The sequence below is a fragment of the Geobacillus thermocatenulatus genome (genome assembly GCF_002217655.1).
In the GTDB taxonomy this organism is placed as follows: domain Bacteria; phylum Bacillota; class Bacilli; order Bacillales; family Anoxybacillaceae; genus Geobacillus; species Geobacillus thermocatenulatus.
On record NZ_NEWK01000001.1, the window covers coordinates 185,388 to 198,222 of the forward strand.

Here is a 12,835-nt window from a genome sequence, read left to right on the forward strand (position 1 = left end):
AAAGGGATGACTTCGATGAACCAATGGCATTTATTTCTCGCTTTTTTCCGCGTCGGCATGCTTGGGTACGGGGGCGGTCCGTCTTCGATCCCGCTCGTGTGTGCTGAAGCGGTGACGAAATACCGGTGGATGACCGATGAAGAGTTTGCGGAAATTCTCGCCATTGCCAACGCCTTGCCCGGCCCGATCGCCACAAAAATGGCCGGCTATATCGGATATGAACAGGCCGTCGTCCTTGGCGCTATTGTCGCCGTGTTTGCCAGCGTCGCTCCGTCGCTCATTTTACTGATGGCCCTTTTGCAGCTCTTGTACAAATGGAAAGACGCGCCGCAAGTGAAGCGGCTCACTGCTTACATCCGCCCAGCGATCGCCGTCATGCTTGCGCTCATGGCCATCGACTTTTTCCGTGAGTCGTATGAAGGGGCCGGGCTTGGCCAAACGGTGTTTCTTGCCGCCGCCAGCGCCTTTTTGATGTTTGGCAAATGGCGCCTGCATCCAGCGTACGTCATCGCCTTGGCGCTTGTGTACGGGGCGGTGTTTCTCTCGTCATGAATGGTCCTCTATGGCTAAAAAAGAAAGAAGGGATGCTTCCTCACAGTGACGGAAGCATCCCTCTTTTCGCCATTGTTTCCGTTGACAGGCGAATGGGCGCCCTTTCCCGACCGGGCTGTTGGCTGATGCGGCACGAGCGGCGTTTTGGCATACCCACATGCGGCGGCTCCTGTTCGCCCGAAGCCTCATTGCACCGTAAACGTCACCTTCGCCCGCGCGTTCGGCCAGTTTGGATCAGCGAGCCACCAATCAAGTGTATACGTTCCTGGTTTTAGGCCGCGGAATGTTTCTCGAAAGGTCAGTTCTTCTCCCTGTTTTAACGTCCGCTGTTCGTAAATTTGCGTAAACATTTTTCTCTCGCTGAACTGCTTCACCTTTTTGCCATTGCGGTACAAAATGTAGTCGTATCTTTTTCCGCTAGTGAATGTTATCGTTTGCACGCGTTCGGTTTGGTTTTTGACCGTAAACGTAAACACGTAAGCATCGTGTTGCTTTTCGTACGTGAGCGACGGCTCCAGCGTCCCGGCGATGATGCCTTTTCCGCCCGCGGGCGCTGGTTTGCCGGCCGGAGCGGGGCCAAGCAAATCATCTTTCGCCTGCGGTTGATCACTGCCGATGGTGTACATGAACAACGCACTCGCCGCCACTCCGGCCAACACAGCCGCGACGCCGATCATTTTTCTTTTGCCCATGTCAGCTCCTCCTTTTTCCCTCTCTACATTATAGTCGTTTCCCATTTTCTCTCCGTTACAAACCGCAAAAAAATTGTGAAAAAACCGTTGTCCGCCTTGATATTTCTGGTATATATGCCCGATTTGTCTAATAAAATGTTACAAATTGAACAGCAATGAGAGTGGTTGAGGTGGGGATCGTTCACAACCGGCAAGCGACGCGATGAAGACGCTTCTAAGACATCCAGCGAAAGCGGCGCTCATCATTGGCAAGACGAGTCTCATTTCACACTTCTCACTTCTCACATCCAACTTAGGGAGGGCGAGTGGTGTGCACGATTACATCAAAGAGCGTACGATCAAGATTGGCAAGTATATCGTGGAGACGAGGAAAACCGTTCGCGTCATCGCGAAAGAATTTGGCGTATCCAAAAGCACCGTGCATAAAGACTTGACCGAGCGGCTGCCGGAGATCAACCCGGAGCTGGCCCAAGAAGTGAAACAAATCCTCGATTACCATAAATCGATCCGCCATTTGCGCGGCGGGGAGGCAACGAAGAAAAAGTATAAAAAGCAGACGGTGAAAAACAACTGACTTTTTCCTTGCCATCTGCCGTTTGCAGTATCATTCCAGGGGACAAATATGGTAAAATAAACAATTAGGAATGATTTTAGGGCAGAGGCAAGGAGGAGCAAGTCATATGTTTTCACGAGACATCGGCATCGACCTAGGCACGGCGAACGTCCTCATTTTCGTCAAAGGCAAAGGCATCGTGCTCAATGAGCCGTCCGTCGTGGCGATCGATAAACACACGAACAAAGTGCTCGCAGTCGGCGAAGAAGCACGACGAATGGTCGGACGTACTCCTGGGAATATTGTTGCCATTCGGCCGCTCAAAGACGGCGTCATTGCGGATTTTGACATTACCGAAGCGATGCTGAAGCATTTCTTAAGCAAGCTCGACCTAAAAGGCTTTTTCGCCAAACCGCGCATTTTGATTTGTTGCCCGACGAACACAACATCCGTGGAACGGAAAGCGATCAAAGAGGCAGCGGAAAAAAGCGGCGGCAAAAAAGTGTACTTGGAGGAAGAGCCGAAAGTCGCAGCCATTGGCGCCGGAATGGACATTTTTCAGCCGTGCGGAAACATGGTCGTTGATATTGGCGGTGGCACGACTGACGTCGCGGTTCTCTCGATGGGAGACATCGTCACCGCCTCTTCCATTAAAATGGCCGGGGACAAGTTTGATATGGAGATTTTAAACTACATCAAGCGCGAATATAAGCTGCTCATCGGGGAGCGAACGGCCGAGGAAATCAAGATTAAGGTCGCAACGGTATTCCCAGGCGCACGGTCCGAAGAAATCGACGTCCGCGGCCGCGATCTCGTCACCGGATTGCCGCGCACGATCACCATTCGTTCAGAAGAAATCGAACGGGCGCTTCGCGAGCCGGTGTCCTTGATTGTACAAGCCGCCAAAAGCGTGCTCGAGCGCACGCCGCCAGAATTGTCGGCGGACATCATCGACCGCGGCGTCATTTTAACGGGCGGCGGCGCATTGCTTCATGGCATCGATTTGCTGCTTGCTGAAGAGCTGAAGCTTCCGGTGTTTGTCGCGGAGAATCCGATGGACTGCGTCGCCCTTGGCACCGGGATTATGCTGGAAAACATCGATCGGGCGCCAAAATCGCAGTTGGTGTAAAAAAGGAAAAGCGGGGGATGCGACTGTCGCCTCCGCCCGCCTATAATGGAATCAACAAGCCGCCCGCCAAAGCCGGCAGCGGCTTTCTGCAACGAATTTTCATGGACAAGCGAGGGAGCTGCCATGCTAAGAGGATTGTATACCGCCGCGAGCGGCATGTTGGCGCAAGAGCGGCGCGTCGATTGGTTGACGAACAATTTGGCGAACGCCGAAACGCCGGGATACAAAGCCGATGCTGGAGCGATGAGAGCGTTCCCGGAACTGTTGATGAGCCGCCTCGAGGATCAACCGATCCCGACCGCCTCAAGGCGCGCCGTTCCGATGCAAACCGTCATTGGGCCGCTCGTTACGGGCGTCTATATGCAAGAGCTTATCCCGAACTTCCGCCAAGGGGATGTAACGGAAACTGGCTTGGCGACCGATATGGCCATTGTGGACGGACAAGTCCCCGTCGACCGGGCAAGCGGGCAGCGAGGCGCGCTGTTTTTTGCCGTCGAAACAGGTGAGGGCGAGGTCCGCTACACGAGAAACGGCCATTTCACCATAAGTCCGGACGGCTACTTGACGACGCAAGAGGGTTGGTATGTGCTGGATGCCAATGGAGAGCGCATTCCGCTCTCAAGCGAGCGGTTCTCGGTCCGCGATGACGGAATGATCATCGATGAGAACGGAGCGGCTGCTCGCCTCGGCGTCGCCTTCGCCGCCAATCCGCAAACATTGGTGAAGGAAGGAAACGGCCTGTTCCGCAGCACGACAGGGCCGTTGCCGCAGGCGCCCGGCAATGTGACGTATACCGTCAAGCAACGGTTTCTCGAGCGGTCGAACGTCGATGTCGAGCGGACGATGACCGACTTGCTCGCGGCTTACCGCACGTTTGAAGCAAACCAAAAAATCGTCCAAGCGTACGACCGCAGCTTGGACAAGGCCGTCAACGAAGTCGGCCGCCTGAAATGATGACGAAAGGGGGACAAGCCTGTGCTCCGCTCGATGCTCACCGCCGCCAACACGATGAACGCCTTGCAAGAGCGGCTTGATACGATCAGCCATAACATCGCCAACAGCAACACCGTCGGCTTTAAACGGCGCGAAGCGAGCTTTGCCGAGCTCCTCGCCCAGCAAGTCGACCGCCTGCCGAACGACGAAGCGCCCCGCGAGACGCCGGCGGGCGCGCGCTATGGCAACGGGGCGCGCCTCGCTTCGACGATGCTTGTATCCACGCAAGGAGCGCTCGTTGAGACCGGCCGCGCGCTCGATTTCGCCTTCACTGCCGCCAACCAATGGTTTCGCGTTCAAGTCACCGATGCCAACGGCGCCACAACGATCGGCTACACCCGCGCCGGCAACTTTTCTATCACTCCTATGGGCGGGCGTCTCGCCCTCGTGACAAGCGACGGCCGCCCGGTGCTCGATGAAGCGAATCGGCCCATCGAATTTCCCGCCGGCACAATCGGCTTTCAGCTCTCCCCGACCGGGACGCTGACGGCAACCAATGCCGCCGGACGCGTCGTCGCCCGGGTCAACCTTGGCGTCACCGCCATTGATCGTCCGCAGCTTCTCGAAGCCCAGGGTGACAACATCTTCACCTTGCCGGATGTCCCTGGCGCCGCTCGGGAGCTCAACGGCAATTTGCGTGGCCAAATCGGCGTCAAACAAGGCGCCTTGGAACAGTCGAACGTCGACCTTGGCGAAGAAATGGTCGGCCTGATGGCGACAAGCCGAGCGTATCAGCTGAACGCCCGCGCCATTTCCATCTCGGAACAAATGCTCGGGCTGATTAACGGCATGCGCTCCTCATAAGGAGGATCGCGATGAGTGACGAGAGGCATCAAGAACCTATGAGCTCGCCGTCTTCCCGGATGGCAAGGCGGAAAGGACGAGTAAGAAAGAGCCCGCCGGCTTCCGCCGAACCGGAAGCCCAAGCTCTTTCGGCTGAAGGGGAAGCGGCCGCGCCGCGCCGGTTCGCGCGCACCCGGCTCGTCTCGATTTGGCTTCGGCTCATCATCGTTGCCGCGTTGATGGCCATAAGCCTCGCCGCCGGTGCGGTCGTCGGCTACAGCGCCATCGGCGATGGGAAGCCGCTCGATGTATTCCGCCCGTCCACGTGGAAGCACATCGTCGATATCGTCGAGAAAGGAACGGATCGCGGCTGATGAAGCCGCCCAAGAAGAGAAAGGAGTTTGCCCATGCTTGACATCCAGCAAATCCAGTCCATCATCCCGCACCGCTATCCGTTTTTGCTTGTTGACCGCATTCTGGAAATCGAAGAAGGCAAGCGCGCCGTCGGCATCAAAAACGTCAGCGCCAACGAAGCCTATTTCGCCGGCCACTTCCCTGAATACCCGGTCATGCCCGGCGTGTTGATCGTCGAAGCGCTCGCCCAAGTCGGCGCCGTCGTCCTCCTGCAAAGTGAGGAAAACCGCGGCCGCCTCGCCTTTTTCGCCGGCATCGACAACTGCCGTTTTAAAAAGCAAGTCAAGCCGGGCGACCAGCTCCGCTTGGAAGTCGAAATCCTCCGCGCCCGCGGCGCCATCGGCAAAGGCAAAGGCATCGCCACCGTCGACGGCGAGCTTGTCTGCGAAACGGAGTTGATGTTCGCTCTTGGCGACAAACGAGCCGACTGAACAAAGAGGGTGTCTCAAAAGCAACGGGACACCCTTTCTTCATCACAAGATGCAAGGACAAATCAACTTCGGTGACACGATAGGAGATCTCTCTGAAAGAGAGACGATCTGTTGGGACAGCCTCTTTTTCTTGCCGTCCGTTCTGTATAGCGAACGAATGAAACGCTTCTTTCTGGGAAAGATAAACAAGGAACGGCCTTACATAAGGTCACCACAATAACAGAAAGGAGCAGATAGGATGAAGAAAAAAGCGCTGCTGGTCCGGCTGTTCAGCGCTCTTGTCGCCCTCTTTTTAGCGGCGGGATGCAATATGAACCGCGACAACAACAATCCGCCGCCGCCGAACAACAATCAAAACGATGTCAACGACCAAGACATGAACCCGGCCGATGACATCAACCAAAACGATGACGTCGACAACGACAAAGACAATGACGGCATCCCAGACAACCGCGATACCGATTTGAACGACAACCAAAACAATCAACTCCCGCCGGGAGACGACACGAACAACGGACCGGGCGACGATGAGCGCGATACGGTCCCGGACCGCGAAGACCCGATCGAAGATCCGAAAGATGCGAATGACAAAGATAATAAGGATGAATAGTGCAAAACGAGGATGCCCAAAGGGTTGGTGCAAAAAAACGCCCTTTGGGGCATCCTCGTTATTGTTTACTTCGCTGCCGTCGCCTTCAGCTCGAGATGCTCTTTCAACTCATTCGAAATCGCCAGCCGTTCGCTTTCCGGCACAAGCAAGTAATAAATGCCGTTGATTTTCGTCCCTTGCCCCGTAATATGGAGCTGTTTGATCTGTTTGCGGGCGTCTTTGTAATTCGCCTGAATGTCTTTCATTTCCTCAAACGTCAAGTTCGTTTTCACGTTTTTCCCAATTGCCGCGAGCACGTCGCTGTAGTTTGTGAGCGACGAGAAGCTGGCCCCTTTTTCAATAATCGCTTGAATGATCTGCTTCTGCCGGTCCTGGCGCCCGAAATCGCCGCGCGGGTCCTCTTTCCGCATGCGGGAGTATTTCAGCGCTTCGTCCCCGTTCAATGTAATCTCGCCTTTCGGGAAATGCGTTCCTTCATACGTAAACGCGAACGGATTGTTCACCGTCACCCCGCCGACGGCATCGACGATGTCGCGGAAGCTTTCCATGTTGACTTTAATGTAATAGTCAATCGGAATATCCAAGAAATGCTCGACCGTCGCCATCGTCATCTCCACTCCGCCAAAGGCGTACGAGTGGTTGATTTTATCTTCCGTCCCTTTTCCAACGATTTCGGTCCTTGTGTCGCGCGGCACGCTAACCATCTCGATCGACTGCTTGTTCGGATTCACCGTCATGACGATCAGCGTATCCGCACGCCCGCGATCCCCTTTGCGTTCATCGACACCAATCAACAAAATCGAAATCGGCGTCTTCCGTTCAAACGAAACGTCTTCTTTCCGCTTCTCCGACTTCCAGTTGACGTCCTCATGCATTTGGTTTGCCGTCTGTTTCACATGATGATAAATGGAATAGGCGAATATTCCTGCTCCAGCGAATAACACGACGAGCAATCCCGTCACCCAGCGGAGCCATGTTTTCTTCTTTTTCCGACGTTCTGCTCTCATGGGCATTCTTCCTTTTCCATTCCGAAATTTTCATGCATGCCATTTCGATTATAGACTGTTTTCTGAGAGAAGACAACTAGAAGCAACGTTAGGGGACCTCCAGCTTGCGCCTCAATCAAAGGAATTTAGTTTCCATTTCGACGACTTTCGACAAATTTCATTCATTGATAGACTGTTTTTCCTATGTTACCATAATAGACGTTTAGTAGAGCGAAAAAAGGAGGAGTGGACGATGATCGACATTCACAGCCATATTTTGCCCGGCGTTGATGACGGAGCGGCTGCGATGGAGGACGCCATCGCCATGGCGCAGGCCGCAGCCAAGGAAGGAATCACGACGATCATCGCCACTCCCCATCATCAAAATGGGACGTATGAAAACCCAAGACCAGCCGTCCTTTCCTTGGCGGCTGAGTTGAACGACGAATTGAAACGGCGCGGCATCGACCTCACCGTCCTTCCTGGCCAGGAAGTGCGCATTCACGGCGACTTGCTTGACGGCCTGGCCCGCGGCGAGGTGATGACGCTTGCCGATACCCCATACATCTTGATCGAATTTCCGCCCGATCATGTGCCGAAGTATGCGGAGCAGCTCCTCTTTGATGCGCAAGTAAAAGGGTTCATCCCGATCATCGCCCATCCGGAGCGAAACGCTGAAATCATCGAAGCTCCCGAGCGGCTGTACCAGCTCGTCAAACGCGGCGCCTTGGCCCAGCTGACGGCATCAAGCGTTACAGGCCATTTCGGCAAGAAAATCAAGGCGTTCTCGTTTCAGCTGATCGAAGCGAACTTGGCCCACTTCATCGCCTCGGACGCCCATAACACGAAAACGCGGCCGTTCCGCCTTCGCGAAGCGTACGAGGTGATTCGAAAACAATACGAGACAGACATGATGTACTACTTCCGCGAAAACGCCGAGCAGTTCATCCGCGGCCAAGCCGTATTCCGCGATGAGCCGCAGCGGGTGAAAAAGAAAAAGTTCCTCGGCCTCTTTTGACCCCCTTTCTTGGCGCAGCATGAACAGGCGAAGAAAAGGCGTCTTCTTTTGCCTTTTCGATGTCGAAATATGGCTTGTTTTGCTGCAGAGCCATGCGTAATAGTGTCGTTTGGCGGCTCAAGCACGGCCGCCCCGCAGCGGCCCTTTCTTCAAGAAGGGCCTTTCTGCTTGATCTCCTTCGGTGATGTCTCCTTACCGTTATCAATGGAGGCACTCGGCCATGCCGTGGGTGGGGACGATGACGGTCCTGCCACCTTAGACGCCCGTCGTCGAGGGTGTGGTGTGAGGGCGGGTTAGATGCGCGATTTTTCACTTGCGTTTTTATCTAATTCAGTGATTATGAGTCAGGCGTATCGTTTATAATAGAAAGATAGAGGATCCGTAATCTGTGAAAAGAGGCGATACGCGCATGGAACAAACTTGGGCGTTAAAGGTCGAGCGATTCGGAAAGATCAAACAGGGGGAAATCGATATTGCCCCGTTGATGTTGTTTGTCGGCGACAACAACAGCGGGAAAAGCTATTTGATGTCGCTTCTTTGGGGGGTGTTGTCCGAGGGGCGCAAGCTGTTTCCGAAAGACCCTCCGAACACGTCCACGTACAAGGAAATCGATCGTTTTCTTGAATCATCTATCGGCGATGACTGCCTCATCCAAGACCGTGAAGCGCAACTGTTTGTCCAATGGTTTAATGATGTTCTCAGAAACAAAAAAAGCGAGTTGATTCGAACGATTTTTCGGCGCAAAATCCCGATCGATTCGTTAAGCATCGAGCGGTACCGCCGTTCTGAACCGCTGCGAATCATCTTTGAAAAGAAAGATTCGCTCCAAGGCACTCGTTTTTCGACGGGGAAACACTATATTCGCATCCCGTATACGGATCGAAGCAAAGGGCAAGCGACAGAGCGGTATCGCATGGCTCAATACATTACGTGGAATTTGCTGATGGACGGACTCACATCGCCGTTTTACCCACCATCCAGACAAGGCGGCATCCAAGGGAGAACCATCGGCGAAGCGCTGTATTTGCCCGCTTCACGAACGGGGTTCATGTTGTCTTACAAAGCGCTTGTGCAAGAGATGATGGAACGGATGATCAACGAAGAGCATGAGGAACCATCCCTTGACTTCACGCTGCCTGTATATCGATTTTTGCAAGCATTGTTGCGTTTGGAGGAAAGCGGACAGTCGAAATATGCGGATATCGGCCGATTTATTGAAACCGAGATTGCCAACGGAACCATGGACCAAGAAAAAGGACCGATTCCATCGTTCTACTATTGCCCGCAAGGCAAGCAAGAGCGCTTGCCGTTATACGTCACATCGTCGCTTGTGACCGAACTGTCTCCGCTCATTTTGTTTTTAAAATCAAAAGCAACGTACCGTTCGCTCTTTTTTGAAGAGGCAGAAGCGCATCTGCATCCACGCGTCCAGCGCATATTAGCGACAGCGCTTGTCAAGTTGGTCAACCGAGGCATGCCGGTATGGTTGACCACCCATAGCGATATTTTGTTCCAACAGGTGAACAATTTGATCAAACTTCACCAGCATCCAAAGAGAGAACAGTTGATGAAAACGTATGGCTATGTCGATGAGGACGCGATTGATCCGAAAAAGGTGAGGGCGTACCAGTTCCGCATGCAAGGCCAAGACACGATCATCACGCCGCTCATTCCGACGGAAAACGGCTTTCCGGCGGAAACGTTCAATGAAGTCATTTTGCAGTTGAATGAAGAGACGTATGCATTCCAGATCGGGGAAGAGGATGGAGAGGATGAATAACCTCGAATACCTTGAGCGAAGCTTTTATGAGAAAACGGGGGAAACAGGCGGAACGTTATATGTGATCGAGCAGGAAAAATCGGGAGAAGCACAAGTAACGCTCCACTGTTCCAATGAAGCCGTAGTTTTTTCGATCAAGCCTAACAACGGATTCCCTTATCTTCGGACCAAAAACACCCCCGATGGCATCGTCTTTGTCAAAAGAGAAGAACAATGTTGGGAACTGCACATTTTTGAATGTAAAAAAACAGTAAGAGTGAAGAGTTGGGAAAAGGCGAAACAGCAGTTTGAAGGAGGCATGCTTCATGCCTATATGTTACGAGGGCTTTTCGGTCTTCCGCCTTTTTCAAAAATATGTGTATACACGGCCTACCAGGATGACCATTTATCGAAAAACTCGCCGGACCCAGCTTTGCTTCGGCAGCCCGTGGGCAAACCCGTGAAGAAGCCGCCGTATGCGGACTGGGATGATCCATGCCTTGTCATTTTGGGGTATGAAGTTCCTCATCAACGCATTCTATTGAATGACTCTGGACAAGGAGAATACACGTTGTAACGTTTCCCTGCCGCGCCATGCTATAATGGCGTCAAGGAGGTGAAGCCATGAGCCAAGAGCTGAAAGAATTGCTTCGTTCCGTCTTGCAAGAAGAACTGAAACCAGTCCACGACAGGCTCGAGCGGTTGGAAGGCACAGTCGGACACATTCGTCAAGACGTATCGCAGCTGCAACAAGATGTATCACAACTTCAGAAGGATGTCACCCAGCTGCAACAAGGCCAACAGACATTAGAAACCACGGTTTCCCAAATTCAAAAGGACGTTGCCCAGCTCCAAGAAGGGCAGAAGGCGTTGCAGCGTGATGTCGCCCAACTGCAAGAAGGCCAACGGACATTGGAAACGACGGTTTCCCAAATCCAAAAAGACATCACCCAGCTGCAACAAGGCCAACAAACACTAGAACACGAGATGGCCGGCATGAAGCAAATGCAAGAGCGAATCCTCGAAGAGCTGCGCATTTCCAAACACAATCAATCCCTCATTTTAAACGATGTCACGAGCATCAGAAAATCCGTCGATGTCACCGTCTCGTACCTGCAGCGCCGATCCGATGTGATGTTCGACAAACTGATCGATCACGAAAAAGAAATCTTGAATCTGAAATCAAAAATGCCAAACTAAGTCCCGAAAAGGGGCTGTTTTTTATGCCCATATGCATCGGCGCATCGGCGCAGCTGCGGTTGCACCGATGCGCGGGGGCATAAGGGCCGACTATACATAGGGGGTTACGTACTACATGAAAAAAGTACGCAAAGCGATCATCCCCGCGGCGGGCTTAGGCACCCGCTTCCTCCCGGCGACAAAGGCGATGCCGAAGGAGATGCTGCCGATTGTCGACAAGCCGACGATCCAATACATCGTCGAAGAAGCGATCGCATCCGGCATTGAAGATATTATTATCGTCACGGGGAAAGGAAAACGCGCGATCGAGGACCATTTCGACAACGCTTTTGAGCTTGAACAAAACTTAATTCAAAAAGGCAAATACGACTTACTCGAAAAAGTAAAAGAACCATCGAAAGTCGACATTCACTACATTCGCCAAAAAGAACCGAAAGGGCTCGGTCACGCCGTCTGGTGTGCGCGCAACTTTATCGGCGACGAACCGTTTGCCGTTCTGCTTGGTGACGACATCGTCCAAGCGGAAACACCGTGCTTAAAACAATTAATTGACCAATATGAACAAACTCTCAGTTCCGTTATTGGTGTCAAAAGAGTGTCTGATAACGAAACGCACCGTTACGGCATCATCGATCCAATTGAACAACACGGACGCCGTTACCAAGTCCGCCAATTCGTCGAAAAACCAGCACCAGGCACCGCGCCATCCAACTTAGCAATTATGGGAAGATACATACTTACACCGGAAATCTTTCTATTCCTTGAAAAACAAGAAGCCGGCGCTGGCGGCGAAATCCAGCTCACCGACGCGATTCAAAAACTCAACGAAATCCAACGCGTCTTCGCCTACGAATTTGAAGGCAAGCGCTACGACGTCGGCGAAAAGCTCGGATTTATCCAAACGACGATTGAGTTTGCGTTGCAGCATGATGAATTAAGAGAAGACCTTATTCAATTCATGGAGAAAATATTAAACGATGTGAAAGTGAAAGAGAAATAAGAGGGGGATGAAAAGTTGGCGAAGCCAGGGGGGACTGCGACTATTGAAGCCACCCGTCACCATCGAGTGGCCGTAAACGATAAAAAAGGATATTTAATTGCCAAGCGAATCATGGATATATGCGGAGCGCTAATAGGACTTATTTGTTTATCATGGCTATTTCTTATTGTCGCGCTCCTTATTAAACTAGAAGATCCAAAAGGACCTGTATTTTTTAAACAAGTCCGCGTTGGCAAAGACGGAAAAGAGTTTTATATGTACAAATTCCGCTCGATGGTAACCAACGCGGAAGAACTGCTAGAATCTCTGCTTCATTTAAATGAAGTAAGCGGTGCAATGTTCAAAATGAAAGATGACCCTCGTATCACGAAAGTAGGGAAGTTCATTCGCAAAACGAGCATTGACGAACTTCCGCAATTATGGAATGTATTAAAAGGGGACATGAGTTTAGTCGGACCACGACCACCGTTGCCAAGGGAAGTAGCACAGTATACGGAGTATGACAAGCAACGATTGCTTGTGACACCAGGATGTACAGGGCTTTGGCAAGTGAGCGGGAGAAATGATTTAGGATTTGCTGAAATGGTTGAGTTAGATTTGAAATATATTCGTGAAAGATCACTGTTATATGATATTAAAATAATGATTAGACCGAATAGTGCTTATTAAGCTAAATAGAAAATTAGGTTAATTCCTTACATAAAACAAGCCTTGA

At 52.2% G+C, this 12,835-nt stretch carries 16 protein-coding genes; 14 read left to right on the forward strand and 2 right to left on the reverse strand.

Annotated features, from left to right (window positions below; translation table 11 throughout):
• Positions 1 to 15: 15 nt before the first annotated feature.
• Positions 16 to 552: a chromate transporter gene (locus B9L19_RS00975; RefSeq protein WP_047752507.1), complete on the forward strand. Its 537-nt coding sequence runs from the start codon at positions 16 to 18 to the stop codon at positions 550 to 552.
• A gap of 185 nt (positions 553 to 737) precedes the next feature.
• On the opposite strand, the gene B9L19_RS00980 is transcribed toward B9L19_RS00975, so the two are convergent.
• Positions 738 to 1,244, reverse strand: coding sequence for a BsuPI-related putative proteinase inhibitor (locus B9L19_RS00980; protein WP_025949593.1), 507 nt, complete (start codon positions 1,242 to 1,244; stop codon positions 738 to 740).
• A 310-nt stretch (positions 1,245 to 1,554) separates the two neighbouring features.
• On the opposite strand from B9L19_RS00980, the gene spoIIID reads away from it, so the two are divergent.
• From spoIIID to B9L19_RS01015, 7 genes are all read left to right on the forward strand, one after another.
• Positions 1,555 to 1,818, forward strand: a complete 264-nt coding sequence (spoIIID, locus tag B9L19_RS00985) for a sporulation transcriptional regulator SpoIIID (RefSeq protein WP_011232801.1) — start codon at positions 1,555 to 1,557, stop codon at positions 1,816 to 1,818.
• Positions 1,819 to 1,924: 106 nt separating this feature from the next.
• Entirely contained in the window at positions 1,925 to 2,926 is a 1,002-nt protein-coding gene (gene mreB, locus B9L19_RS00990) for a rod shape-determining protein (protein ID WP_025949592.1), read from the forward strand.
• Between the two features lie 123 nt (positions 2,927 to 3,049).
• A complete protein-coding gene (locus B9L19_RS00995; protein WP_025949591.1) occupies positions 3,050 to 3,880 on the forward strand; it encodes a flagellar hook-basal body protein in 831 nt (276 codons plus the stop codon).
• Between the two features lie 21 nt (positions 3,881 to 3,901).
• Positions 3,902 to 4,723 carry a flagellar hook-basal body protein gene (locus B9L19_RS01000; protein ID WP_047752511.1) on the forward strand — a complete coding sequence of 274 codons (822 nt, stop codon included), beginning with the start codon at positions 3,902 to 3,904 and terminating at the stop codon, positions 4,721 to 4,723.
• 11 nt (positions 4,724 to 4,734) lie between these two features.
• Positions 4,735 to 5,076, forward strand: coding sequence for a DNA-directed RNA polymerase subunit beta (locus tag B9L19_RS01005; protein WP_047752512.1), 342 nt, complete (start codon positions 4,735 to 4,737; stop codon positions 5,074 to 5,076).
• A gap of 33 nt (positions 5,077 to 5,109) precedes the next feature.
• Positions 5,110 to 5,547, forward strand: coding sequence for a 3-hydroxyacyl-ACP dehydratase FabZ (gene fabZ / locus B9L19_RS01010; protein ID WP_025949588.1), 438 nt, complete (start codon positions 5,110 to 5,112; stop codon positions 5,545 to 5,547).
• A 238-nt stretch (positions 5,548 to 5,785) separates the two neighbouring features.
• Positions 5,786 to 6,157 (forward strand): hypothetical protein, encoded by a 372-nt coding sequence (locus tag B9L19_RS01015; RefSeq protein WP_025949587.1) that lies wholly within the window; start codon positions 5,786 to 5,788, stop codon positions 6,155 to 6,157.
• Between the two features lie 65 nt (positions 6,158 to 6,222).
• Here the strand turns inward: B9L19_RS01015 and tagU are convergent, their stop codons facing one another.
• Entirely contained in the window at positions 6,223 to 7,164 is a 942-nt protein-coding gene (tagU, locus tag B9L19_RS01020; protein WP_047752513.1) for a polyisoprenyl-teichoic acid--peptidoglycan teichoic acid transferase TagU, read from the reverse strand.
• 232 nt (positions 7,165 to 7,396) lie between these two features.
• On the opposite strand from tagU, the gene B9L19_RS01025 reads away from it, so the two are divergent.
• The 6 genes from B9L19_RS01025 to B9L19_RS01050 all read left to right on the forward strand — a co-directional run bounded on the left by B9L19_RS01025 (position 7,397) and on the right by B9L19_RS01050 (position 12,789).
• On the forward strand, positions 7,397 to 8,161 hold the full coding sequence (locus B9L19_RS01025) for a tyrosine-protein phosphatase (protein WP_047752514.1): 765 nt from the start codon (positions 7,397 to 7,399) through the stop codon (positions 8,159 to 8,161).
• 409 nt (positions 8,162 to 8,570) lie between these two features.
• On the forward strand, positions 8,571 to 9,941 hold the full coding sequence (locus B9L19_RS01030; RefSeq protein ID WP_047752515.1) for an AAA family ATPase: 1,371 nt from the start codon (positions 8,571 to 8,573) through the stop codon (positions 9,939 to 9,941).
• A complete protein-coding gene (locus B9L19_RS01035) occupies positions 9,934 to 10,497 on the forward strand; it encodes a hypothetical protein (protein ID WP_047752516.1) in 564 nt (187 codons plus the stop codon). Before B9L19_RS01030 ends, B9L19_RS01035 begins: the two co-directional genes overlap by 8 nt.
• A 47-nt stretch (positions 10,498 to 10,544) precedes the next feature.
• A complete protein-coding gene (locus B9L19_RS01040; protein ID WP_047752517.1) occupies positions 10,545 to 11,120 on the forward strand; it encodes a hypothetical protein in 576 nt (191 codons plus the stop codon).
• Positions 11,121 to 11,235: 115 nt separating this feature from the next.
• Positions 11,236 to 12,120 (forward strand): UTP--glucose-1-phosphate uridylyltransferase GalU, encoded by an 885-nt coding sequence (galU, locus tag B9L19_RS01045; RefSeq protein WP_047752518.1) that lies wholly within the window; start codon positions 11,236 to 11,238, stop codon positions 12,118 to 12,120.
• A gap of 15 nt (positions 12,121 to 12,135) precedes the next feature.
• Entirely contained in the window at positions 12,136 to 12,789 is a 654-nt protein-coding gene (locus B9L19_RS01050) for a sugar transferase (RefSeq protein WP_047752519.1), read from the forward strand.
• The last annotated feature ends 46 nt before the right edge of the window (positions 12,790 to 12,835 follow it).

Bases quoted from the DNA above. Each gene is read 5' to 3' on its own strand.
- B9L19_RS00975 (WP_047752507.1), top strand. From the start codon at position 16: ATGAACCAATGGCATTTATTTCTCGCTTTTTTCCGCGTCGGCATGCTT.
- B9L19_RS00980 (WP_025949593.1), bottom strand. From the start codon at position 1,244: ATGGGCAAAAGAAAAATGATCGGCGTCGCGGCTGTGTTGGCCGGAGTG.
- mreB (WP_025949592.1), top strand. From the start codon at position 1,925: ATGTTTTCACGAGACATCGGCATCGACCTAGGCACGGCGAACGTCCTC.
- B9L19_RS00995 (WP_025949591.1), top strand. From the start codon at position 3,050: ATGCTAAGAGGATTGTATACCGCCGCGAGCGGCATGTTGGCGCAAGAG.
- B9L19_RS01005 (WP_047752512.1), top strand. From the start codon at position 4,735: ATGAGTGACGAGAGGCATCAAGAACCTATGAGCTCGCCGTCTTCCCGG.
- fabZ (WP_025949588.1), top strand. From the start codon at position 5,110: ATGCTTGACATCCAGCAAATCCAGTCCATCATCCCGCACCGCTATCCG.
- B9L19_RS01015 (WP_025949587.1), top strand. From the start codon at position 5,786: ATGAAGAAAAAAGCGCTGCTGGTCCGGCTGTTCAGCGCTCTTGTCGCC.
- tagU (WP_047752513.1), bottom strand. From the start codon at position 7,164: ATGAGAGCAGAACGTCGGAAAAAGAAGAAAACATGGCTCCGCTGGGTG.
- B9L19_RS01025 (WP_047752514.1), top strand. From the start codon at position 7,397: ATGATCGACATTCACAGCCATATTTTGCCCGGCGTTGATGACGGAGCG.
- B9L19_RS01030 (WP_047752515.1), top strand. From the start codon at position 8,571: ATGGAACAAACTTGGGCGTTAAAGGTCGAGCGATTCGGAAAGATCAAA.
- B9L19_RS01035 (WP_047752516.1), top strand. From the start codon at position 9,934: ATGAATAACCTCGAATACCTTGAGCGAAGCTTTTATGAGAAAACGGGG.
- B9L19_RS01040 (WP_047752517.1), top strand. From the start codon at position 10,545: ATGAGCCAAGAGCTGAAAGAATTGCTTCGTTCCGTCTTGCAAGAAGAA.
- galU (WP_047752518.1), top strand. From the start codon at position 11,236: ATGAAAAAAGTACGCAAAGCGATCATCCCCGCGGCGGGCTTAGGCACC.